Source organism: Pradoshia sp. Z5_111 (assembly GCF_058267535.1).
Map to the genome: position 1 here is coordinate 254,986 of NZ_JBZCPQ010000003.1, position 23,468 is coordinate 278,453.

A 23,468-nucleotide genomic window follows, 5' to 3' on the forward strand; every position below is an offset into this window, starting at 1 on the left:
TTACTATCATATTATTGAAATAATTGTTATATTACTCCATTCCTTTGCCCTATTTCATTTGGCCTGTGTCTCTTTTTTTAAATAATTTCTATTATTTATATACCCTAGAGCGAAGCCGTTAAACATTTGAGGTAAAAAGAAAACAAGCTGAAGTTAAATCTTCAGCTTGTTATTTCATCTAAAATATCAGATTTATTTTCTTTTATTTTCAGTGCTTTCTCAGTTGGCCGATATTTTCCACCATATAATTCTTCATCCTTATAAGTATGCAATTCACGGTAGATTTCTTTCATTCCGTCTAATACCTCATGATCCATATGCTTATCTGGTTCAGGACTCCAATAAAGAATCTCCAATTCTACATCTTTATTTGTAGCGAGTGAATTTTTAACATAGGAGACGGTATTCGCATGCTTAAATCCTTCTCGTTTATAAAATCGTAATCTTTTCTCCGAATCCTCTTCCGTCTCGTTTATCGGTTCTACTTCTAAAAAGATTGGTTTTCCCTTTAATTTCAGCTTGTCCAAAACCTTTTTTCCTGTACCATTTCCTCTTGCACTACCCATCACATATAAGTAATCAACAAAAATAAAGTTCTCTTTCTCTGCATATAATAAAATATGATTTTTCCCATTATCAAGGAAGTAATCTTTCTGACCGTGATTTAACAGCATGTTTATATGTTCTTCTGATTTCATTTCTTCTTCCGGAAAATATTCACGCAATCTTTTATACCAACTCATCTGATGCACCTGCTCCTTTGTTTATCTAGTTCGTATCCTAATAATTTTGATTTTAAATACATACAATTCTTATTATCTTCTAAGGTGATATATTTTATTAAATGTATAAAATTTAGCAACCAAGTTACCTTTTCCCTTTTCTCCCACTTCTTAATCTATTACAATGTAAATGTAAAGAAATTTACACAGTCGAAATATAAAAGGAGGAACGAATGAGCGAATATATCCTTGATTTTATATTGGTATCTTGTTTAATCATCGGTCTAACTGCTTTTATGGGTCCTTTAACAAATGGTATTGGAAATCTTATCTTCGGCAGGCGTAAGCGTTCTGAGTTTGTGATACAAACGAACAGATCAACAAGCGGATTTAATAAGGTTGGCGGCAAGAAAAACAAATAACCATTTCGATTTTCTATATCTTCCTAATGCAATTGTATACGAGTAGCGAAATAATCTTCATAATCACCAATGGCTTTAAAAATTCTTACAAATAGCGGCCTCATCCAGTATTCTACTTCTTAAGAACCTATTGAAAGAATATCCCCTTTTGATACATTACAAATTAAATTCTTATAAAAATAATGTAATCTTCCTTTTTCACTTATTAAAGAGTTAAGTTGGAAGAAAAGTTCGTTCCATTACGCTGCAGCCACTCGCTTTCCGCGGGGAGGAAGCTGAGCCTCCTCGGCTGCGCCTGCGGGGTCTCAGCCTTTCCTCTACTTCCCGCAGGAGTCGGTGGCTACCGCTCCATTCCACTAAGTTTAATAATTGTATAAATAAGTAACCAATCTACTAAAACAAATAAAAATCGGAACTATTGGCGCAGTATTTATAAAATATCACCTAATAGTTCCGATTTATCATTGACTGAAATACTTATGTCCCAGCCTCTTTGTTTCATCTAATATGATTTTATTATTGTTTATAGTCAACTCCGGAGGTATAACGGTTTCCTGAGTTCCATAACAAATATTCATTGATTCCTTCTTCTTTTAACGCTCTAATTTGATCTTCTACTTCTTTTTTTCCATATTGCTTATAATTCCCTTTACCTAGCCATGGTGCCGTAAAATCCTGAATCCAAGGTCTGGAGATTGGCGGACTCTCTAAACTGCTCAATTTTTTATTCTCTAGTTTTGCATATTCTTTTACAAGTTTATATGGTTCTAAATCAGGCTTGGCAATTCCAAAATACGATGTCCAATGGCTCGGATAGATCATAGAAGAAATGACATCAACATGCTCAGATATCTTAGAGAAGTTTTGTCCTATTCCAGGCGCTTCTGGAAGAGTTGCAGAGTAGCCGAAAATATCAACTGATACCTTTACCCCATATGGCTCCAATTCACTCTTAGCATACTCTACAAAGTCCGTAACAGCATTTACTCGATGCTGAACATTATCAACAGCCTTATCCCCGTAATTACCCACTGAGTATTTCAGTTCTTTATCGCGATTCTCAAATCCTTCGGGAAAGCGAACATAATCAAATTGAATTTCCTGAAAACCCATTTCAGCTGCTTCTTTTGCAATCTCTACATTATACTCCCACACATCTTTTACAAATGGGTTAACAAATGATTCTCCTCTGCCATTTTTCCATACTTCTTTTCCATCTAAAAATGACCATTCAGGTTTTTTATTCGCCAAATAACTATCCTTAAAAACCGTTACTCTGGCAATCGGATAGATTTCCCTTTTTTCCATATCCTTTAATAATTTATCTGGATCTTTAATTAGATTTGTTCCAGCTTTAGCATATGACTTAGATGGATCTGGTTTATAGGTTAATTTACCGAAGTCATCTTTTATATCAATAACCATCGCATTCAAATCTGTTGTATCTACTAATTTTGCCAGTTCGTTATATTTACTGCCCCCTGCAGAATTTCCTGTCACATAGATGCCTCTTACTGCATCAGGATATGTAAATGAATATTTCGATTCTTTTATAAATCGTTGCATCCCGTCAGGAAGTTCCTTGTTTTTTAGAAGAATACTCTGTCCACTATGTAATAAAAACTCTTTTTCAGCCTCTGTAGCAGCATAAGCTACTTCTGTAAACAGTGTCCCTATAATTAGGATTGATAATACCACTGCCATTTTTTTAACCGATTTCATCCCCCACATCACTCCTTCATGTCACTATTATTATACCTCCTATATATATGAAAAAACCTCTCACTTCCCTCTTTTTCCAAAAATACATCAAAAAGGCTATCCACAGAAGGATAACCTTTTTGATACATATTCCAATATGACATTTGAACCACATCCGGTTCATGCTAATCTTTTTAGATATATGCTTTTTTATATTGCTCAAATTCCTTTAATGAACACAATACATGATGTCCTGGTGCAATCTCACGCATCTCTAATTGTTCATTTTCTTCATAATTATGAACTTCCGGATTATACGGTTTTCTTCTGCGCGTACGTTCACTTTCCGGATCCGGCAGTGGAATCGCAGAAAGAAGAGATTGAGTATATGGATGCATTGGGTTTTTATATAAATCTTCACTGTCTGCAACTTCAACCAATTTACCATAATACATAACACCTATACGGTCACTGATGTATTTGACCATTGACAAGTCATGCGCGATGAACAGATATGTTAACCCTTTTTCTTTTTGAAGCTTTTTCAGAAGGTTAACAACCTGTGCCTGAATCGAAACATCAAGCGCTGAGATTGGCTCATCGGCAATAATAAATTCAGGATCCACTGCGAGTGCACGAGCAATCCCAATCCTTTGACGCTGACCACCAGAGAATTCATGCGGATAACGACTCGCATGCTCACGATTAAGTCCAACTGTTTCAAGAAGATCATATACACGTTTCATACGCTCTTCCTTACTTTTTGCTAATCCGTGTATATCAATTCCTTCTGCAATAATATCAGCTACAGTCATACGAGGATTTAATGAAGCATAAGGATCTTGAAAGATCATTTGCATGCCTCGGTTAAATTGCTTTAGATCCTTACCTGATTTTCTGCCATGGACTTCTTTCCCTTTAAAAATGACTTCTCCGCCACTCAAATCATATAAACGGATAATGGATCGCCCTGTTGTAGATTTACCACATCCAGATTCCCCCACCAGACCAAATGTTTCACCTTTATAGATTTCAAAAGATATATCGTCCACCGCTTTAACCATATTCGGTTTACCAACATTAAAATATTGTTTAAGTCCTTTGACTTCGATAATTTTTTCTTTTGTAGCCATATTAGTTAACCCCTCCTACTTGTACAGGTTTTTCAAAATTGGAGGCCATATGGCGAATACGCTGTTGGACTAGCTCCGGTGGATTTACTTTTGGTGCATCCGGATGTAGGAGCCAAGTTTTTGCAAAATGAGTATCTGAAATCTGGAACATAGGTGGTTCCTTTTCATAATCAATTGCTAAAGCATATGGATTCCTTGGTGCAAATGCACACCCCTTCGGTGGATGAATCAAATCCGGAGGAGTACCAGGAATCGCTGTAAGCTCAACATCCCCACTATTATCTAGGCTAGGCATTGAGGATAACAGCCCCCATGTATATGGATGGCGCGGATCATAGAAAATTTCATCTACCGTTCCAGTCTCAACAATTTGTCCTCCGTACATAACCGCTACACGATCAGCTACGTTCGCAACGACTCCTAAATCATGTGTAATAAAGATAATGGATGTATCAATCTTATTTTGTAAATCCTTCATTAATTCAAGTATTTGCGCCTGAATGGTAACATCCAAGGCTGTTGTAGGTTCGTCTGCAATCAGCACCTTTGGATTGCACGAAAGAGCAATCGCTACAACTACACGTTGTCTCATTCCGCCTGAGAATTGGTGAGGATATTGATTCATTCGAATTTCAGGCTGGGCAATCCCTACTAATCTTAAAAGCTCAATTGCTCGCTCACGGGCAGCTGCTGTGCTTAAATTTTGATGCTTGATTAACCCTTCCATAATTTGCTTACCGACTTTCATGGTTGGGTTTAAAGAAGTCATCGGATCCTGGAATATCATTGACATTTCTTTCCCACGAATTCGTTGCATTTCTCTTTCAGTCATTTTAACAAGGTCACGATTTTCCCCAAAAAGTATTTGCCCCTCTTTTATACGTCCTGGAGGATTCGGAATTAATCTCATTAATGCCTTTGTTGTTACGGATTTTCCGGAACCGGATTCTCCAACAATTGCTAATGTTTCTCCTTTGAACAAGTCAAAACTAACTCCACGTACAGCTTTAACCTCACCACCATAGGTATCGAAGGAGACATGCAAATTTTTTACTTCAAGTAATTTCTCCATTATAATTCTCCTTCCCTATTATTTTCGCATTTTTGGATCAAGCGCATCACGAAGACCATCAGCCAATAAGTTAAAGCTTAAGATTAGTATACTGATAGCTAAGGATGGAATGATCAATAAATACGGATATGATTTTATATATCTAAAACCGTCATTTACTAAAGAACCTAAAGAAGCTTCAGGTGCAGCAATTCCCAGACCAATAAAGCTTAGGAATGCCTCGGTGAATATGGCTCCCGGAATTGTAAACATCGATGTAACAATAATGGGTCCTAATACATTTGGTAGTAGATGCTTGAATATTAAGCTTCTATTTGAAGCACCTAGCGTTTTCGAAGCCAAAACATACTCCTGATCTCTTAATTTCAGGAATTGCCCCCTAACCATCCGAGCCATTCCTATCCAACCGGTTATAACCATGGCGAGTGTAATCGAAATTACCCCAGGCTTTTCGAAAATTAGGATCATTAAAATAACAACAATTAGATATGGAATACCGACGAGCACTTCAATAATACGCTGCATGACAGCGTCAATTCTGCCTCCAAAGAAACCAGATATCCCTCCATAGGTTACACCAATGAAAAACTCAATTACGGCTGCCAATACAGCGATGTACAAGGAAATCCTTGCGCCGTACCAAACCCTTGTCCATTGGTCACGCCCTAAATCATCTGTACCAAACCAGTGATATCTGTCTTCAATTCCATTTTTTTCATAGACATTCACACCATTTTTATCTGTACCATCAAATGGAAGCCAGCTGATATTTTCCAACCCCTGAACACGAGGCGGCAATTTAGAATTCGCTATGTCCTGTTGCTTATATGTGTAACCAGACGTCATTGGTGCAAAGATCGCTAAAAGAACAAAGATCACAACCATGACAAGTCCAAAAATTGCACCTTTATTTTTAAGCAAATGTCTCCATGCATCCTGCCAAAATGTTAGGCTGGGGCGAACGATTTTCTCTGCTTCATGAGATTCTTGCCCTACAACCTTAAATAATTCTGGAGAAAGGTTTTCTGTCTTTAGATTATTTTCCATCATTTTTTCCCCCCAGCAAGGCGGATACGAGGATCAACAATTCCATACATGATGTCCACCAAGAAGATTACAAGAATAAATAGTGCACTATAAAAGATCGTAGTACCCATAATGGTTGGATAATCATTCATATTAATAGAGTTAACAAATTGTTCCCCTAATCCAGGAATAGCAAAGATTCGTTCAATTATTAGTGTTCCAGTCATAATATTGACGGCCATTGGTCCAAGAATCGTAATAATTGGAATCAATGCATTTCTTATACCATGTTTAAATACTACAGCTACACCGGATAAACCTTTTGCTTTTGCAAGAGTAATATAATCCGATCCCATAACTTCTAGCATTTCAGACCTCATAAAACGAGCGATGCTTGCTATAACCCCAGCGGAAAGCGCTAGTGTTGGCAAGATCGTATATTCGAATCCATCCCAGAAAGCAACCGGGAAGATTTGATTTTCAACGGCTAAGAAATACTGTAAAAATCCTGCAAAAACGAAGGATGGGATCGAAACACCCAGGACAGCAATAACAGTGGCACCATAATCTATCCATGTATTATGACGCAGTGCAGCAGCTATTCCTAACATTAGGCCAACAATCGTTCCAAACAGCAAAGCTTGAAAACCCAAATGGGCTGAATTTGGAATACGTGTAGCAATTAATTCTGTAACCGGTCTGTTGTCATATTGGAAAGAAGTACCTAAGTCCCCTTTAACTAAGTTTGTCATATAAGTGACATACTGCTTCGGCACTGGGTCATTCAGTCCATATTTTTCATAAATAATCTCTTTTTGTTCAGCAGTAAGCTTTTCCTGATTTTTCAGCGGAGATCCCGGCAGCATTTTCATCAAGAAAAAGGTAGCAGTTGTAATAACAAATAAAGTAATAATCATATAGAATATCCGTTGTAATGTATATCGCAGCATTATTAGCCCCCCTTTTTCAGTTTATCACAATTATTTTTCTATTCTGAATTTTCTCCCATAACTAGGGAAAAGGAGAGCACATGCCATTTCAGGCATGCACTCTCCCATTCAGGCACACGAGCTATTATTCCTCGATTGATACCCACTTGTAGCTGTAATCTCCACCAAAGGCGTGATTGTATAGATTTTTAACTTTATCCTTCGTTAGGAATGAAAGTCCGCGTTGATAAAGTGGGCTGATGGCCGCATCTTCTTCAATTAGGATTTTTTCTGCTTTTTGAAGAGCTTCCCAACGTGCTGGCAGATCACTTAATAATGTAGATCCAGCTTCTTTAACCAATTTGTCATACTCAGGATTTGAGTATCCCATTTGGTTATGAGCTCCATCAGTTACGAACATATCGATGAAAGTCATAGGATCTTGGTAATCTGGACCCCAACCAGCATAAGAGAAGTCATAATCACCTTTAGATTCTAATTCAAGTTTTTGCTTGAATGGTTGTTGCTTAAGGCTAACTGTAAGTCCTGGAAGAGTAGTTTCAAGCTGTTCTTTGATATACTCACCAGTTTTCTTAGCAGAGTCACCATCATAATTTAGCAATTCAAGTTCAACTTTGGATTCGCCGATTTCTTTCAAACCTTGTTCCCAAAGCTTTGAAGCTTCATCTTTATTTGTAACGTTCATATCTCCGTTAGTGTCACGGAAATCTTTTCCGTCCGGACCTTTAACAAAATCACTTGGTACCAAGTAGTATGCAGGTACAGATCCATTATTTAAGATTGTTTTTACAAAAGCATCTTTGTCATAAGCCATATCAATTGCTTTACGGATATTAACATTTGCTAATGCTTTGTTCTTTTGGTTATAACGAAGGAAGTATACAGCAGTATCTTTTTCCGTACCGAATTCTTCGCTATCTTTGTAGTTATCAACGTTTTCAGCAGTCAATCCTACACGATCAATTTTACCTGTTTCATATAAGTTTACTGCCGTATTAGTATCTTTTACGATTTTAAAATTGATTGTTTCAAGCTTTACAGTATCTTTATCCCAGTATTGATCATTTTTAGTAAGTGTGAAGCTTTCTTCATGTTTCCACTCAGACATCGTGAATGGTCCATTATAAAGTGTTGTATCTGCTTCAAGACCAAATTTTTCACCTTGTGCTTCAACAAACTTTTGATTTTGTGGCATGAATGTTCCGAAAGAAAGTAGAGATTGGAAATAAGGGATAGCATTTGTTAGTTTAATTTCAAGAGTGTAATCATCAAGCGCTTTAGCACCTAACTCTTCCACTTTCTTTTTACCAGTGTTGATTTCTTCAGCATTTTCAATTACATACATCATGTATGCATATTCAGCAGCAGTATCAGGATTTACAGCTTTTTGCCAAGCAAAAATGAAATCGTGAGCTGTTACAGGATCACCATTTGACCATTTAGCATCTTGGCGCAGTTTGATAGTGAAAGTTTTTCCATCTTCACTTACTGTTGGATCGCCCTCAGCAACACCTGGAACAACTTTATCTCCCTCTCCTAAACGGTAAAGACCTTCCATCGTATTGTTCATAACGTTGAAAGAAACAGAATCAGTAGCCATTACAGTGTCCATAGAAGGAATTTCAGATGTTTCTACTAAGTTAAGTACTTGTTCAACGTCTTTCTTGCCTTTGCCTTCACCTTTATCATTGCCGCCTGTCTCTTCGTCTCCGCCGGAACAAGCTGCAAGGAAAGTGCTCAAAGCAAGAATCATTACAAGAAATAATGAGATTTTTTTTGCTTTCATACTAGTAAATGACCTCCCTATTTTTTACTCTTCTAATTTTCAGAAGATTTCGTAACCAATCATAAAACGTTTCAGAATTTTTTGCAATCATTTTTTTACATTTTGTTTACGAACATATGTCATTTCGAATACAAGTATTAACAACAAACCTTGATGTACCAATGCCTGGGTAAAATATCCTATAAAAATAAAAAAATTATATTTTTCAGATAATTTAAACCAGAAGAGCGTATTTAATTAAAAATGAAACGTTATGAATATAATAAAATTTTATAAATAAACTTGCAACTTTTAATTTTTAAATTATTGATATAAAATTTAAATACATTTTATAAAACAACTTATATCGGAGGAAACCAATGAAGTCTTCACAAAAAAAATTTCTTTTATTAAACGGTATCAGCCTTCTGATTTCAATTATCTATTCAATTATTATAAAAAATCACTTTCTGCTTTCATTGATTGATAGCTATTTTATGATAGGCCTCTTTTATGTTTGTGCCGGCGCTATCCTATATGTAATAGGAGGAGGTTTCTTCTCTGTCTTTTCCTATTCATTTAAAAAGTTCTGGAAAGTCAATTCTAAGAAAGAGGAATATGTATCAGAGCATGAAGAAGAATCCCTACATAAAGGCCCGAATATGGAGGTGCTTACCTTCTCCTGGACTAGTCCTTTACTTTATTCCGGTATCTTTTCATGTGTCATTACTTTTATTTGTTCAATTATTTTCTTTGGATAGTTGCATTTCTAATCAGGTTTAAGTAGAATATCATTACTTAATATTTATTATAGGCTATGACAAAGAGTAGTAAGGTAGTACAAGGTTTTCAGAGAGTTTGTGGTTGCTGCGAACAAACAGCCCGTATACCTGAATGGACTTTTAAGCCTCCTGTAGGAAAAATGACAGTATGACAGGACGTTTGCCCGCGTTACTGGGCATGAATATCTTAATGGATATTCCTGAGTGGTTTATGTATAGAACGTAAACAATTAGGGTGGTACCGCGAATCCCATTCGTCCCTTTTAATAGTGGAGACGAATGGGATTTTTTATATTGAAGGGAGAATGAAAATGAGTATTATTTTTTCTGGCATTCAGCCAACCGGTCTCGTGACCCTAGGTAATTATATTGGAGCATTAAGACAATTCGTAGAGTTGCAAAATGACTCCCATTGTTACTTTTGCATAGTTGATCACCATGCGATTACGGTTCCGCAGGATCGCCTCGAACTAAGAAAGAACATTAGAAATCTGGCAGCTCTTTATCTGGCTGTTGGGATTGATCCTGAGAAAGCGACAATTTTTATCCAATCTGAGGTTCCGGCTCATACAGAAGCCGGATGGATTATGCAATGTAATACTTCCATTGGTGAACTTGAGCGAATGACTCAATATAAAGATAAATCTAAATCACAGGTATCTGTTTCAGCCGGTCTTCTGACTTATCCTCCATTGATGGCTGCTGATATCCTTTTATATCAAACCAATATTGTTCCAGTAGGCGATGATCAAAAACAGCATGTTGAATTGACTCGTGATATTGCTGAACGCTTCAATAAAAAATATGGAGATGTCTTTACAATTCCTGATATCCAACTACCTGTTTCAGGAGCAAGAATCATGGCTTTACAGGAGCCAACAAAAAAAATGAGCAAATCCGATCCAAATAAAAAATCAACTATTTCTTTATTAGATGATCTAAAGCAGGTTGAGAAGAAAATCAAGAGTGCGGTTACGGATTCAGAAGGAATCGTGAAATTCGACAAGGAAAATAAACCAGGCATTTCAAACCTTTTATCCATACACTCTGCACTGAGCGGTGAAAGCATAGAATCCATTGAAAAACGCTTCGTGGGTAAAGGATATGGAGATTTTAAAGCAGAGGTTGCCAATGTAGTGGTTGAAACACTACGACCTATTCAGGAACGTCATCAGGAATTACTGAATTCACCTGAATTGGATGAAATCCTCGACAAAGGTGCTCTAGAAGCAAATAAAGCTGCTAATAAAACATTACGAAAAATGAAAAACGCGATTGGTTTAGGACGCAAAAGAAGATAAAGATAGTTATAAATTAAAGTGCTGAAGCTAGATTGAATGCAATCTAGCTTCAGCACTTTTTTAGGCCAACAGGATGTTGGTCACAAAGACGTTGCCACACGACGTGGCGCTTTTAGTCTTTGTTCCTTAAGTCAGTTTCTGCTTTTATTCAATCTAGCTTCGGCTCCTAGCTCCTCGAGGTCATAAGTGTAGCCACTACGGGAGGAAAGAGTGCCTCCCTACGTGCCTCCTCTTATGCTTGTCGGAGCTGGGCAGTCGCCTCAGCTTTTTACTTAATCTAGCTTCGGCTCCTAGGAGCTTGAGTCATAAGCAAATACTCTGCGGGAGGGAAAAGCACCTCCCTCCGAGTATTCGTCTTATGCTCTTCGCTCCTGGGCAGTCGCCTCAGCTTTTTATATAAAAAACCATCCATTACAGCATGGATGGTCGGTCTCCTACTTCTATTTCCCAGAGCTTTTCGAAGAATGGTTGGCCTTTTATTAAGCGTTCACATAGCATGGCGTGTTTTTCTGACCAGCCTATCTTCATTTCCGAGTAGAGCTTGTGCCAAATTTCATCAAAATCCATTTTTAAAACGGTCGAATATTGTTCGGGGGCCCATTCCGTATACCAATAACGGATTTCAGCTGTATTGCTTGAACTTTTTAATTGATCAAGCACCATGAACAATAATTGCTTTAATTGACGTTCCTTGCGTGTTAACCCAAGCATAAAATCAGGAGATGGGGAAAGGATATGATACTCTTTTTTCTTATAATCTGTAATCATTGACTGATAGTCATACGGATGCGCATCCACATTACGTACCATGTCATAGGCCAATTGCTCCTGCCTTGGAATTAATCTACTTTTTCGGATAGGTATGGTGTATCCTATCGTATCAATAGCAATGATGCCTGTCCCATCTGTAGCAACAAAACAATAATCCATCGGAAGTCTTTCATGATTCTTCCGAATATACGCCTTCTTATAAACATCCTGTAGAAGACTTGAAGGCAATTCCAATAAATCATTTTCAATGTAATGAAAAAGAACCGGCTCCAACTTCAAAAGCGGAACCTGGTCAAGTAACTCAACCGTATCCTCTTTCCTCCACTCGTGAAAGCTGCAAATGTTATAACTGTTTTCTTCACCTTCAAACCAATTTACCCAAACATCATGGAGATACAACATTCCCGAATATCCCTCACTTCTATCCTATTTGTCAATCATTATAGGCAAGTTTCCTGTAAAATATTCCTTGTATGAGTGGCAAATTGATTTTCTTTGCATAGGGCATTATCCATTAATCATTTTATCAGTAGAAAGACCAATCAGATCCCTTGTCTTCATGGAATGAAGATCTGCATAATCCTTTACAAGCTTGTAACCTGCTGCATATCCGGCCATTTTAGGCATTGTACTATGACCAAATAACAACTTATCATGAAGGGGATCAGACCGCTTCAAATCAAAGTTCGGTTTGAATTTTTCTGTAATCAATTCTTCGATTTCCTTCGTTTGATAATTGGTTATCCAAGGCGCCAAATACGCTTCACCGCAATATTCTGATACCGCGAATTCTGCAAGACCTTCCATAATAATAGAGTCTGCCAATCTATATTTAACCTCACCCCCTAAGGATTCCAATCTCGTTGTATGATGATATTCATGGACAAATAGAGCTTCCAGCTCTTTATCCTTCACCTTCTCCGTTATAAATAAAAACAATTTATCAATGAAAGCAATCCCTGATTTATGTTTATTGGGAGAGCGAAATAAGCTGAACACTTCACTTGCCATTGGAAATAGAAAAATAGGAATATCCGGCCCATCCCATGCTTTCTTATATTTTTTATAATAATGTGCGATTCTATGCCATGCCTTACGTTCCTGCATATTCTGAAAAGTCTTCTTTGTTTTTAGGTTGGGCTGGTATAGGCCAATTCTATTTAAAACTTCAATTAGAACGTGTTCTCGCATATTCACTGAGTCTAAAATATTCTCTTCTATTTTTAACCGATCACCAAAGGACTCCTCCAACCATTTATCCGTTCTGATAACTCCCATCCCATTCACCTATCCTGTTTATATTTGAATAGAGCATTATATGAAAGGAAATATTTTATGGGAATCAAAATAGCCTCTCTTTTTGGTAGATGAACCAAAAAGAGAGGCCGTTTGAAGTTTCCTATCCGTTATATTTTTTAAAAACGATTGTGGCATTGTGGCCGCCAAATCCAAGTGAATTACTCATCGCACAGTCAACCTGCCGTTTTCTTGCTTCACCCGGGACATAATCAAGATCACATACTGGATCTGGTGTTTCAAGATTAATAGTCGGTGGAATGATACCATTCTTGATTGCCAAAACCGTATAGACTGCCTCAACTCCACCTGCTGCTCCCAATAAATGACCAGTCATCGATTTTGTTGAACTTACTGCCAATTTATAAGCGTGATCACCAAAAACTGTTTTAATGGCCATCGTTTCATAGGCATCATTGTATTCTGTGCTCGTTCCATGAGCATTTATATAATCAATCTGTTCCGGATCAAGACCTGCATCATCAATAGCCATTTTCATTGCTCTTGCGCCACCCTCTCCTTCAGGGGCTGGAGCGGTTATATGATGGGCATCTCCTGTTGATCCATATCCGACAATTTCAGCATATATCGGCGCATTCCTCGCAAGTGCATGTGATAATTCCTCTAGTACAAGAATGCCTGAACCTTCTCCAATAACAAATCCATCTCGATTTTTATCAAATGGACGGCTTGACGTTTTAGGATCTGGATTAGATGATAATGCAGTATTTGCACAGAAACCGGCTACAGACATTTTCGTGATAGGGGCTTCCGCACCACCTGTAATCATCACATCTGCATCACCGCGCTGGATAACTTTAAACGCATCACCGATTGAATTCGTCCCTGTGGCACATGCTGTCACCGTACAGGAATTTACCCCCTTTGCACCGAGAAGTATGGATACTTGCCCAGCAGCCATGTCCGGAATAAGCATCGGAACAAAAAATGGACTGACTCTACGATAGCCTCTTTTTTGAAATGTTTCATATTGCTGTTCAAATGTCTCCATACCGCCAATTCCGGAACCAATCCATACACCAACTCGATTTGCGTTCTCTGGAGTAATCTCCAATTTTGCATCCTCAACTGCCATTTTTGAAGCTGCAATCGCATAATGAGTGAACCGGTCCATTTTTCTAGCTTCTTTCCGATCAATAATATCTGTTATCTCAAAGTTTTTGACTTCTCCCGCTGTCTTAGCAGGGTACTCATCCGCATTAACTCTGGTTAGTGGCCCGATTCCTGAAACTCCGGCCACTAAGTTTTCCCAGTTCTCCTGGATAGTATTGCCTAAAGGTGATATGGTCCCCATACCTGTCACAACTACACGTTTACTCTCCATTACAATCTCTCCTTGAGTTAATCTCGGCTTTTCTTATTTGCCCCAACGCATCGCAACTGCTCCCCATGTTAAACCGGCTCCAAAACCAACTAATACGAGCAAATCACCGTCTTTTATTTTTCCTGCTTCCACTTCTTCAGCAAGCGCAATCGGAATAGTAGATGACGATGTGTTGCCATATTTATGAATCGTTTTGGACATCTTTTCAATCGGAAGCTCCAATCTTTGTCTTGCAGCTTCCATAATTCGTATATTTGCTTGATGAGGAATTAAAAAGTCTACATCCTCTTTTGTCAATCCTGCTTTATTTAAAACATTGATGGATGATTCACCCATTTGTCTAACTGCAAACTTATACACTTCCCGGCCATTCATCGTGAGATAATCTTGCTTTTTCTCTAAATGAATGCCACCAGAACCGTCCGCTCCAAGCTCGAAAGATAGAATGCCCTTTCCATCACTGACAGGACCCACAATTGCTGCTCCTGCTCCGTCTCCGAATAGTACAGCAGTATTACGGTCATTCCAATCCGTAATTTTAGAAAGCTTTTCCACACCGACTACCAGGATTGTGCGATAGCTGCCTGTCTTAATAAATTGACTTGCAGTTACGATTCCATAGGTAAAACCAGCACAGGCTGCACTAATATCCATAGCTGCTGCATTCACTGCGCCCAATCTTTCTTGAATCATACAGGAAACAGTAGGAAAGGATTGGTCCGGTGTGACAGTCGCCACTAAAATTAATTCAATTTCCTCAGCAGTTACTCCAGCATTTTCAATAGCCCTGACCGCTGCCTCGTAGGCCATATGCGAAGAATCAACGTTATCATCGGCAATTCTTCTTTCTTCTATTCCAGTGCGTGTTCGGATCCATTCATCTGACGTATCAATCTTTTTTTCCAAATCAAAGTTTGTTACCACGTTTTCAGGAAGATATTTGCCAATTCCGATTATGCCAGCATTCATCCTTACACCCCTCTTGCTATATTCATCTGATTATATTATTTGATATTATGACTTGGTACTAATTCTAAAAGAAATCTATCCTTATTGCAACAAATTTTCCGAAAAAGATAATGAATGTCCATACAAGTCAGCAATAGCAACATACATTAATTAGTAAGAATATATGAAAAACGAGGTGAATGTCTTGAACAATGAGCATAGAAACAGGTCAGACAATCAGGAGGCTTTTAATCGATTCATGTTCGGTGACCGCCATACGAAAAATCAGGCGAAAGAAGATCCTCCCCCTGAAGAACAGCAAGCGTCTAATATTGATTTCACTAAACTGATGGAACAATCTGATGTTCTAATGTCCACTATCAGCGAGTTGAGTCCTTATTTCAAAAAGATTCCATCCCTTTTAAGTAAATTTACAAATTTAATCAAATGAGGGACTGTCACTCACCTTTTTTTAAACGACCATCTTTATATCCTTTTTCATAAGCTTCATCCATAACCGTAAAAAAAATGTCCATAAACGGCTGTAATTGTTGGCGATCTATTTCTAAGCCCGCTTCACTTAATTTCTTTTTGATTTCTGAATAGTGTTTCATGCCCATTGCCATATATTCGAGCTTCCTCTTCATGTAATCACTGCCCTTCTAAATAATTGTAAAAACCCCTTAACCGTGCTAGAAAGGGGCGATTATACAAAAAGTATTCTAATAACCCATGAGTTTCCTAACCCTTATATGCTGCTTAACTAAATTGATCCCCACATGTGGGGATGTTTTTGTTACCGCTACATATTCCTTAATGTTCAGCTTTTGAAGGTCAGGATTCCGCTTTTCACCACTGTCTGCGATAATCCGATAACCAAGCTCTTTTAATAAAAGGTGCCAGTGCTCTTTTATATCTGATTGAACCTGGTAGATTCCATGCTCAAGTCTTGATAATTCTATAATAGCCGTAACTGCATCGCTTATATAGATAGCATCTCTTTTGTCTTCGAAATCATATTGCTCAAAGGGAAATTGAGACTGACTAAGACAATTGTAAAATAAGGTATTTTCCGGCTGCCAAGGGCCGTATACGGTTGGCAATATGATAGTGGTATCCACTCGATTGGGAATGTCACCTTTGACCAATCCCTCTTGATCCATAACCACATAAATAAACGTATCTTCCATTTTTTTGGGGATGTTTTCTACATATTTGAGCCATTTTTCACACTCGTTATCCATATCAGTAATATAGAAAAAATAGCCATCCTTTATTTCTTTAATAATCTGATCATATTTCTTTACTGTGAAATTTGAATTTCTGCCTAAAAATAATTCTTTTTCTTCCTTTTCCATTTGATCTGCCAAAACGGGTAAATCCACCCCAATAACTTCCATTCCATCTTCCATTAACTTATTGCATATCTCAAATCCAACAAAGGAATACGGAGACAGAACAATGTGTTCAGGCATATAAAAACCCCCTGTCGGTTTATATAAATGTATTAAACCAACCCGAGGGTTATTCAGATTTATAAATCTTTTTCATGGTTTTTAAAAAAGGAATTGATTTGATAAGGAATAATATATCTTTTTTCCGGTGTAATATACTTAATTTCTGATAAAGGATGGTTGTCTATGAATGAGTTATATTTAATCGGCAGGTTGCTTTCCAGCTTATCGAGAACATGTACGATTAAGACAGGCATATCTTTGCCTAATGTCATATCCGACTTCTTCTCAATCCATTCTTTAAATGTATGATCATCCAAATGGTAGGCTTGGTACAATTCTTTCTTCATTTTCTTAAAGAAAAATTTATTTATTTCTTCTTTTTCATAGCTCTGTTTTACGGATAATATGGGATTTAGTAATACAACAGATCGTACTTTTTCTTTTAATTTATGACAAATTGTATCTAACACTAACGCGCCAGTTCCCTCCGCAATGATATGAATTCTTTCGTTAACAATCTCCTTACGGATAAAAAATGCATACATTTCCGTAGCTAAATCTGCAGCTTCAGCATTGCCCCAATGCGCACCGGATAAATAAGAGCTAAAAACCGTATACCCTCTCTTCAATAGATACTCTATCATCTGTTTTTTGCCGGGATGATCCAGCCAAAAATTAGCCTTTTCATTTATATAATGCTTATCTCCACCGAGTAACATAATGGCAAAGCCACTCGGTTGTTCCGGGTAAAAAATGGTTGTCCATTCTTTATTCAGTTGAAATGTTTTGTGATTTATCATAGCTTACCCCTCAAATAACCTTAGTCCATGTTAATGTATGTCATTATAAATCAATTTGTCCGGGCTATTTATCTCTCTGATTGCTTAGAATCGCCATTCTTTTTTAACTTGTATTCATAATCCATTACATTTTGGGCTATGTTATGATAAAACCCAAAGTAATAAAGTACAAACCATTTTTACCTAAATAATTTAAATTGTTTCCAGTGTTACGTATGGTATGATAAAATAATAACGGATTGTAGATGAACGGGGTGAGAAAATTGAAATATATTTTGACATTTATATGGACATTTGCATTAACACATATGGTGGTTTATGTAACAAGCTCAATGGTTGAAGGCGGTAAATACGATTTCAATACAGCTTCCATTCTTAGTGTGGTCATTACCCTATTAATTTTAGTGGTTTCAGCTGTAATACCAAATGATCCGGTACAGGAATCCGGACATTAATTCATTTTTCAAAAAAGGGCCGCTAATTAGCGGCCCTTTTTTGATACATATGTCCAATGACGATCATCATTGGTTGTTTCAGGAAAATACTCTCCTGCTTTCAGCTTAATCTTCTTTGGGTTAACGACATTGCTGCCAGTCTCCCCTATTTCGATATATTCACCATTATTTGGTGCCTTTTGTCCATGTTTAAAATGACGATTCTGTCCCAAAAAAATCCCTCCTTTTGTTCTAGAATCCCCAATTATGCTTCAACTATTAGTTAGGTTTGACCATTAAATCAACCAAAAGGGCTTTTTGAGCATGTAAACGATTTCCCGCCTGTTTAATGACAATGGAATTAGATGAATCAATAACGGAAGATGTCACCTCTTCGCCGCGATGTGCTGGTAAACAGTGCATAAATAAATAATCGAGTTTGGCACCAGCAACCAATTGCTCATTTACCTGAAATTTCTTAAAATCTTCCAGCCTTTTTTCATTCTCTTTTTCTTGGCCCATACTGGTCCAAACATCACAATAAATAACATCAGCTTCCTTAACAGCAGCCTCTGGATTGTGGGTCAGTTCTATTTTCCCTCCATTGATTATCGCTTCAGTCCTAGCTTTCTCGACCAAAAGAGGATTTGGTTCATAACCAGGCGGCGTTGCAATCGCAATATGCATACCGGATTTAACAGCAGCCATCATCAAAGAATTGGCAACATTATTCCCATCCCCGATATAAGCGAGCTTGATTCCACGAAGAGATCCTTTCTCTTCCCTAATAGTTAATAAATCAGCCAACGCCTGGCACGGATGCTCAAGATCAGTCAATCCGTTAATAACCGGTACACTGGAGCTTGCTGCCAATGTTTCCGCTCTGTCATGGCCAGTAGTACGTATCATGATTGCATCCACATATTCTGACAACACTTGTGCTGTGTCTGAAATCGGTTCACCTCTGCCAAGCTGTGTGTCATTTTTACTTAAGAAAATGGCATGCCCCCCTAGCTGAAGCATACCTGCTTCGAAAGAAACCCGTGTCCTTGTTGAATTTTTTTCAAAAATCATCCCCAATATTTTTCCATTTAATGGGGTATCCAAATATCCTTTATTCAGCCTTTCTTTTAAATCCATTGCGAGATTCAATAATTCATTCAATTGCTGCGCCGTAATGGCTTCCATAGATAAAAAATCTTTCTGACTGATTATTGGTTTAGTTCCATACAGTAGTTTCATATCTGCCTTTCCTCTCACTTGAAATTTATAGACTATACGAACGGGGCATCAGATAACTTAGGCCTTCGTCATTGTTAGATTGGTTTTGCATACTTCCTTTAAAATGGCTAAAGCTAATAAAAGCTCATCTCGTGAAACAGTCAACGGAGGAAGCAAACGAATCACATGCGAGCCGGCTGGTAAGACAAATAATTGATGTTCAATTATTTGTTTAATATAGGGAGCTGCTTCTTCCTTCAATTCAATCCCGATCATCAGACCCTCTCCCCTGATCTCTTTTATAACTGGGATATCCTCGGCTGCTATCTTCAGTTCACTAATAAACCATTCAGCTTTATCCCTGATTTCTACTAAAAATTGAGGATTGCTTATTTGATTCAACACCACTTTGCTTGCCGCCAATGATACTGGATTTCCGCCAAAGGTAGAACCATGAACACCTTTTCCAAATGATTCTTTCAGCTCTTTTTTGGCTACCATCGCACCTATAGGCAGACCATTAGCAAGACCCTTAGCCGTGGTCATAATATCGGGTTTGATTCCCTTATACTTTAAATAAGCAAAAGGATAGCCTGTTCTCCCATTTCCCGTTTGAACTTCATCAATAATCAGCAATATATTGTTTTCATTGCAAAGTTGATGAAGGCCCTTAAGAAAGTCCTCATCAATCAGCATAATCCCACCTTCACCTTGAATGATCTCTACCATAATAGCCGCTACATCTTCATCAATAGCCTTATGGACTGCATCAATATCATTAAATGGTACATAAACAAAGCCTTCAAGTAATGGACCAAATCCATCATGGATGCTACTTTGTCCAGTAGCAGCCATTGCTCCAAATGTACGGCCATGAAAAGATTGTTGAAATGTAATGATTTTCGTTTTTCCAGTTGCTCTTCTGGCCAGCTTTAGTGCCGCTTCATTTGCTTCCGCACCGCTATTGCAAAAGAAAACACCATCCAATCCGGTAAGCTCGTTCAGCTTTAATGCCACTTCTTCCTGAATGGGAAGCTGAAACAAATTGGACGTATGCCAGAACAATTCCATTTGTGCCTCAACAGATTTTTTGACTTCATCATTTTTATGTCCGAGATTAACCACACCAATACCGGATGTAAAATCAAGGTATTTCTTTCCGCCCTCTGCTTCAATCCATGAACCATCCGCTTTTATTGGTGTGATATCCCATTTTTTGTAGACCGGTAATAGCGCAGACATCACATCACCCTCTCCTCAGCTCCAAGGAATGTACCCAGCCATTTATCATCAGCAAAGAATCCGGATACACCACTTGTAATTAATATTGTTGACGCACCTTGCTTTTTAGCAGATAAAGCTGCCTGCACTTTTGGAATCATCCCGCCATATATCGTTCCCTGATCAATCATTTGGGTGATTTCTGATTCTGTTATATGCTCAATAGTTTTTGTACCATTCCTTATTCCATCGACATCCGTTATAAAAATGCACATATCTGCACTTAGGGCTGCCGCAACAGCACCAGCAGCGGAATCTGCATTTACATTAAGCTTTCGTCCTTCTTTTGACATGGAAATTGGGGTGAGTACGGGATACACCCCATTCGATAACAGACTCTCTAGAAGATGGCTGTTTACCTTTTTAATCATTCCTACCTCACCAAGCTCTGCTTTATTAATATAATCTGCTTCCAATATGAATCCGTCCGACCCATTTATTCCGATGGTTTGAAACCCTTTTGATTGTAATTTATGAACAAGCTGCCTATTCGTCTTACCAGCAAGGACAAGCTCTGCTATCTCAAGGACCTTGACAGATGTTTTTCTTAACCCCTTTTCAAACTGAACAGGAATTTCAAATTTAGCGAGCATATCATTTATATCTGGTCCGCCCCCATGAACAAATACAAATGAATATCCTCTATCCTCCAGCTCTCTTAAACTATTGAAAAAATGATCGGTTAATTGATCAATAATGCTTCCCCCGCATTTGACAACAATTAGCTTCATCCAAACATCTCCCCTTAAGTTCGATAGCTTGCATTAATTTTTACATAATCATACGTAAGGTCGCATCCCCATGCAGTTCCTGTGCCCAGTCCATCTGTCAATTCGATTCTGATTTGGACTTCATTTCCTAGTAAATAATCACGGGCCTTTTCCTCATCAAAAATAATGGGTGCACCAAAATGAAGAACCTCCACGGGTCCGAAGAAAATACTTACCCGGTCCTGATTAAAAGGGATATTGCTTCTCCCCATCGCTCCGACAATCCTGCCCCAATTGGCATCGGCCCCATACACGGCAGTTTTCACTAAATTTGATCCAATAACGGTTTTTGCAAGTGCTTGAGCCTCTTGGTCTGTTTCTGCTCCTGATACCACCACTTCAACCAGCTTGGTCGCACCCTCACCATCACGTGCAATTTGTTTAGCCAACGATTCGGAAGCCTCTTTTAATAAATTTACAAAGCGATTCCATTCCGGATGCTTCTCAGACAGCATTTGATTATTTGCCATTCCATTTGCCAGTACAACAACCATATCATTGGTTGAAGTATCTCCATCGACTGTTATTTGATTAAATGAAACATTCGTTACAGTTCTTAATGCTCTTTGCAAAGATTCCTGATCCACATTTGCATCCGTTGTAATAAATCCAAGCATCGTTGCCATGTTAGGATGAATCATGCCTGATCCCTTTGCCGCTCCTCCCATTGAAACGACAACCCCATCTATTATAGTTTGAAAAGCACAGCTCTTAGTCTTTGTATCCGTTGTCAGAATAGCCTCTTCAAAATGTTCGGCTCCCGCCTCCTGGTCTGTCAGATGAATATTTGCAATTCCAGTGCATATCTTATCAATCTCTAAAAATTCTCCAATCACTCCAGTAGAAGCAACCGCTACGTAGGACGGAGGTATTTGTAATTTATCCGCTACATGTGATCGCATACGATAGGCATCCTTCAATCCACGTTCTCCGGTACAAGCGTTAGCACATGCACTATTTACTACGACTGCCTGCAGCTTTCCCTCTATTTTCAAGCTCTCCTTCGTAACAAGGATCGGAGCTGCCTGGTAAGTGTTTAATGTATAGACGGCTGCTGCATTCGCTGGAACAGTTGAATATAAAATAGCTAAATCATTACGCGCGTAGCGTAAGCCTGCATGGATTCCTTCTGCCTGATACCCTTTTGGTGTAAGAATCCCTCCTCTTACTGCCTTAATATCCCCATTCATTAGCACATTCATAGATTATCTCCACTCCCTTTGTTCCTTAAGGATAGACTGGATAGAAACGTAAACCTTCTGTTTCTTCAAGTCCCATCATAATATTTGCGTTGTGAATCGCCTGGCCTGCTGCTCCTTTGACGAGATTATCAATTACAGAAACCACGGTGACTCTTCCTGTCCTCTCATCCATTCTGAAACCGATATCGCAAAAATTGGAGCCATACACTTCCTTTGTCGATGAAAAGCTATTTTCACCTCTATAACGAATAAAGAATTCATTTTGATAAGCTGTAAGGAAAGCATTATGAATATGTTCAGCTGTTACTTCAGGCTTTACCTTTGCATGCATCGTCACCATAATTCCACGTGTCATGGGAATGAGATGAGTAGCAAACATAATAGGAGAAAGCTCAGAGTCCCATTCTGATAATTGTTGTTCTATTTCAGGTATATGTTGATGCTGATGTACTTTATAGATTGATAGGTTATCATTTACATGAGCATAATGTTTTGAATCATTACTCTTTTTACCCGCCCCTGAAACACCTGATTTGGCATCAATAATAATGTCAGATGATTCAATTAATTTATTTGATAAAAGTGGAGCTAACCCTAACAAAGCAGCTGTCGGGTAACAGCCTGGATTTGCGATCAAACGGCTCTCACGGATTGCCGCCCGATTCCATTCAGATAGTCCATAAACACTCTTTTGTAATAGATCGCTTGATGGCGGTGACCCTTCATACCACTTTTCATATAATTCTCCGTTTTTTAACCTATGATCTCCGGATAAATCTATAATTTTCAAGCCATTCTTATACAATTCCGGAACAAGTTCCTTTGATACGCCACTGGGCATTGCCAAAAACACAAGTTCACTTTGCTTAGCAATTAACCCTGGATCCACTTCATTTAAAACATGGGGGATCAGTCCAAAATGCTGTCTATTTTCATGATCAAGCCGATTACCTGCACTCGAAGATGAATATACAGCCGTTAAACGGAATGTTGGATGACTCGAAAGTAAACGTATTAATTCCATTCCACTATATCCTGTAGCCCCTACAACAGATACATTCATGTTTCC

The 23,468-nt window shown here is 38.2% G+C and carries 25 protein-coding genes and 1 other annotated feature; of the genes, 5 read left to right on the forward strand and 20 right to left on the reverse strand.

Translation table 11 applies throughout. From position 1 onward, the window contains the following. Nucleotides 1-161: 161 nt before the first annotated feature. Nucleotides 162-743, reverse strand: coding sequence for a GNAT family N-acetyltransferase (locus AC4D4A_RS08125; protein ID WP_490995432.1), 582 nt, complete (start codon nucleotides 741-743; stop codon nucleotides 162-164). Between the two features lie 212 nt (nucleotides 744-955). On the opposite strand from AC4D4A_RS08125, the gene AC4D4A_RS08130 reads away from it, so the two are divergent. Continuing rightward, complete coding sequence (locus AC4D4A_RS08130) at nucleotides 956-1,144, forward strand: hypothetical protein (protein ID WP_490995433.1); 189 nt, start codon at nucleotides 956-958, stop codon at nucleotides 1,142-1,144. 516 nt (nucleotides 1,145-1,660) lie between these two features. Here AC4D4A_RS08130 and AC4D4A_RS08135 read toward each other — a convergent pair. From AC4D4A_RS08135 to AC4D4A_RS08160, 6 genes are all read right to left on the reverse strand, one after another. After that, on the reverse strand, nucleotides 1,661-2,848 hold the full coding sequence (locus tag AC4D4A_RS08135; RefSeq protein WP_490995680.1) for a putative glycoside hydrolase: 1,188 nt from the start codon (nucleotides 2,846-2,848) through the stop codon (nucleotides 1,661-1,663). A gap of 191 nt (nucleotides 2,849-3,039) precedes the next feature. Beyond that, nucleotides 3,040-3,978: an ABC transporter ATP-binding protein gene (locus AC4D4A_RS08140; RefSeq protein WP_490995434.1), complete on the reverse strand. Its 939-nt coding sequence runs from the start codon at nucleotides 3,976-3,978 to the stop codon at nucleotides 3,040-3,042. Between the two features lies 1 nt (nucleotide 3,979). Further along, nucleotides 3,980-5,050 carry an ABC transporter ATP-binding protein gene (locus AC4D4A_RS08145; protein ID WP_490995435.1) on the reverse strand — a complete coding sequence of 357 codons (1,071 nt, stop codon included), beginning with the start codon at nucleotides 5,048-5,050 and terminating at the stop codon, nucleotides 3,980-3,982. 18 nt (nucleotides 5,051-5,068) lie between these two features. Then, nucleotides 5,069-6,097: an oligopeptide ABC transporter permease gene (gene opp3C / locus AC4D4A_RS08150; RefSeq protein ID WP_490995436.1), complete on the reverse strand. Its 1,029-nt coding sequence runs from the start codon at nucleotides 6,095-6,097 to the stop codon at nucleotides 5,069-5,071. Next, nucleotides 6,097-7,026, reverse strand: a complete 930-nt coding sequence (gene opp3b, locus AC4D4A_RS08155; protein ID WP_066101463.1) for an oligopeptide ABC transporter permease — start codon at nucleotides 7,024-7,026, stop codon at nucleotides 6,097-6,099. Before opp3b ends, opp3C begins: the two co-directional genes overlap by 1 nt. 124 nt (nucleotides 7,027-7,150) lie before the next feature. After that, a complete protein-coding gene (locus tag AC4D4A_RS08160; RefSeq protein WP_490995437.1) occupies nucleotides 7,151-8,812 on the reverse strand; it encodes a peptide ABC transporter substrate-binding protein in 1,662 nt (553 codons plus the stop codon). 359 nt (nucleotides 8,813-9,171) lie between these two features. On the opposite strand from AC4D4A_RS08160, the gene AC4D4A_RS08165 reads away from it, so the two are divergent. Beyond that, entirely contained in the window at nucleotides 9,172-9,552 is a 381-nt protein-coding gene (locus AC4D4A_RS08165) for a DUF3899 domain-containing protein (RefSeq protein ID WP_490995438.1), read from the forward strand. 47 nt (nucleotides 9,553-9,599) lie between these two features. Then, nucleotides 9,600-9,838, forward strand: a binding site (T-box leader). A gap of 46 nt (nucleotides 9,839-9,884) precedes the next feature. Then, entirely contained in the window at nucleotides 9,885-10,874 is a 990-nt protein-coding gene (gene trpS / locus AC4D4A_RS08170) for a tryptophan--tRNA ligase (protein WP_490995439.1), read from the forward strand. Nucleotides 10,875-11,285: 411 nt separating this feature from the next. On the opposite strand, the gene AC4D4A_RS08175 is transcribed toward trpS, so the two are convergent. The 4 genes from AC4D4A_RS08175 to AC4D4A_RS08190 form a co-directional block, all read right to left on the reverse strand. After that, complete coding sequence (locus AC4D4A_RS08175) at nucleotides 11,286-12,047, reverse strand: YjbA family protein (protein ID WP_490995440.1); 762 nt, start codon at nucleotides 12,045-12,047, stop codon at nucleotides 11,286-11,288. A gap of 105 nt (nucleotides 12,048-12,152) precedes the next feature. After that, the gene (locus tag AC4D4A_RS08180; protein ID WP_490995441.1) at nucleotides 12,153-12,923 is read right to left on the reverse strand and encodes a DUF2268 domain-containing putative Zn-dependent protease; all 771 of its coding nucleotides are present in this window, start codon (nucleotides 12,921-12,923) and stop codon (nucleotides 12,153-12,155) included. Between the two features lie 121 nt (nucleotides 12,924-13,044). Further along, the gene (gene fabF, locus AC4D4A_RS08185) at nucleotides 13,045-14,286 is read right to left on the reverse strand and encodes a beta-ketoacyl-ACP synthase II (protein WP_490995442.1); all 1,242 of its coding nucleotides are present in this window, start codon (nucleotides 14,284-14,286) and stop codon (nucleotides 13,045-13,047) included. Between the two features lie 33 nt (nucleotides 14,287-14,319). Then, entirely contained in the window at nucleotides 14,320-15,255 is a 936-nt protein-coding gene (locus AC4D4A_RS08190) for a beta-ketoacyl-ACP synthase III (protein WP_490995443.1), read from the reverse strand. 184 nt (nucleotides 15,256-15,439) lie between these two features. Between AC4D4A_RS08190 and AC4D4A_RS08195 the strand changes: the two genes are divergently transcribed. Continuing rightward, entirely contained in the window at nucleotides 15,440-15,685 is a 246-nt protein-coding gene (locus tag AC4D4A_RS08195; RefSeq protein WP_490995444.1) for a hypothetical protein, read from the forward strand. Nucleotides 15,686-15,692: 7 nt separating this feature from the next. Here the strand turns inward: AC4D4A_RS08195 and AC4D4A_RS08200 are convergent, their stop codons facing one another. From AC4D4A_RS08200 to AC4D4A_RS08210, 3 genes are all read right to left on the reverse strand, one after another. Then, nucleotides 15,693-15,881: a ComZ family protein gene (locus AC4D4A_RS08200; RefSeq protein ID WP_490995445.1), complete on the reverse strand. Its 189-nt coding sequence runs from the start codon at nucleotides 15,879-15,881 to the stop codon at nucleotides 15,693-15,695. Between the two features lie 75 nt (nucleotides 15,882-15,956). Beyond that, a complete protein-coding gene (locus AC4D4A_RS08205; protein WP_490995446.1) occupies nucleotides 15,957-16,709 on the reverse strand; it encodes a Rossmann-fold NAD(P)-binding domain-containing protein in 753 nt (250 codons plus the stop codon). A gap of 59 nt (nucleotides 16,710-16,768) precedes the next feature. Then, nucleotides 16,769-17,491, reverse strand: coding sequence for an alpha/beta fold hydrolase (locus AC4D4A_RS08210; protein WP_490995447.1), 723 nt, complete (start codon nucleotides 17,489-17,491; stop codon nucleotides 16,769-16,771). A 263-nt stretch (nucleotides 17,492-17,754) separates the two neighbouring features. Between AC4D4A_RS08210 and AC4D4A_RS08215 the strand changes: the two genes are divergently transcribed. After that, nucleotides 17,755-17,946, forward strand: a complete 192-nt coding sequence (locus tag AC4D4A_RS08215; RefSeq protein ID WP_490995448.1) for a YjzD family protein — start codon at nucleotides 17,755-17,757, stop codon at nucleotides 17,944-17,946. A gap of 26 nt (nucleotides 17,947-17,972) precedes the next feature. Here AC4D4A_RS08215 and AC4D4A_RS08220 read toward each other — a convergent pair whose 3' ends face one another. From AC4D4A_RS08220 to argC, 6 genes are read right to left on the reverse strand one after another with little or no spacing between them, the layout of a single operon-like run. Continuing rightward, a complete protein-coding gene (locus AC4D4A_RS08220; RefSeq protein ID WP_066101493.1) occupies nucleotides 17,973-18,158 on the reverse strand; it encodes a YjzC family protein in 186 nt (61 codons plus the stop codon). 46 nt (nucleotides 18,159-18,204) lie between these two features. Further along, nucleotides 18,205-19,167, reverse strand: a complete 963-nt coding sequence (gene argF, locus AC4D4A_RS08225) for an ornithine carbamoyltransferase (RefSeq protein WP_490995449.1) — start codon at nucleotides 19,165-19,167, stop codon at nucleotides 18,205-18,207. Nucleotides 19,168-19,224: 57 nt separating this feature from the next. Then, nucleotides 19,225-20,388: an acetylornithine transaminase gene (gene argD / locus AC4D4A_RS08230; RefSeq protein ID WP_490995450.1), complete on the reverse strand. Its 1,164-nt coding sequence runs from the start codon at nucleotides 20,386-20,388 to the stop codon at nucleotides 19,225-19,227. Further along, nucleotides 20,388-21,158 (reverse strand): acetylglutamate kinase, encoded by a 771-nt coding sequence (gene argB / locus AC4D4A_RS08235; RefSeq protein ID WP_490995451.1) that lies wholly within the window; start codon nucleotides 21,156-21,158, stop codon nucleotides 20,388-20,390. Before argB ends, argD begins: the two co-directional genes overlap by 1 nt. Before the next feature lie 14 nt (nucleotides 21,159-21,172). Next, nucleotides 21,173-22,399, reverse strand: coding sequence for a bifunctional ornithine acetyltransferase/N-acetylglutamate synthase (gene argJ, locus AC4D4A_RS08240; RefSeq protein ID WP_490995452.1), 1,227 nt, complete (start codon nucleotides 22,397-22,399; stop codon nucleotides 21,173-21,175). A 25-nt stretch (nucleotides 22,400-22,424) separates the two neighbouring features. Continuing rightward, entirely contained in the window at nucleotides 22,425-23,462 is a 1,038-nt protein-coding gene (gene argC / locus AC4D4A_RS08245; RefSeq protein ID WP_490995453.1) for an N-acetyl-gamma-glutamyl-phosphate reductase, read from the reverse strand. Nucleotides 23,463-23,468: the final 6 nt, after the last annotated feature.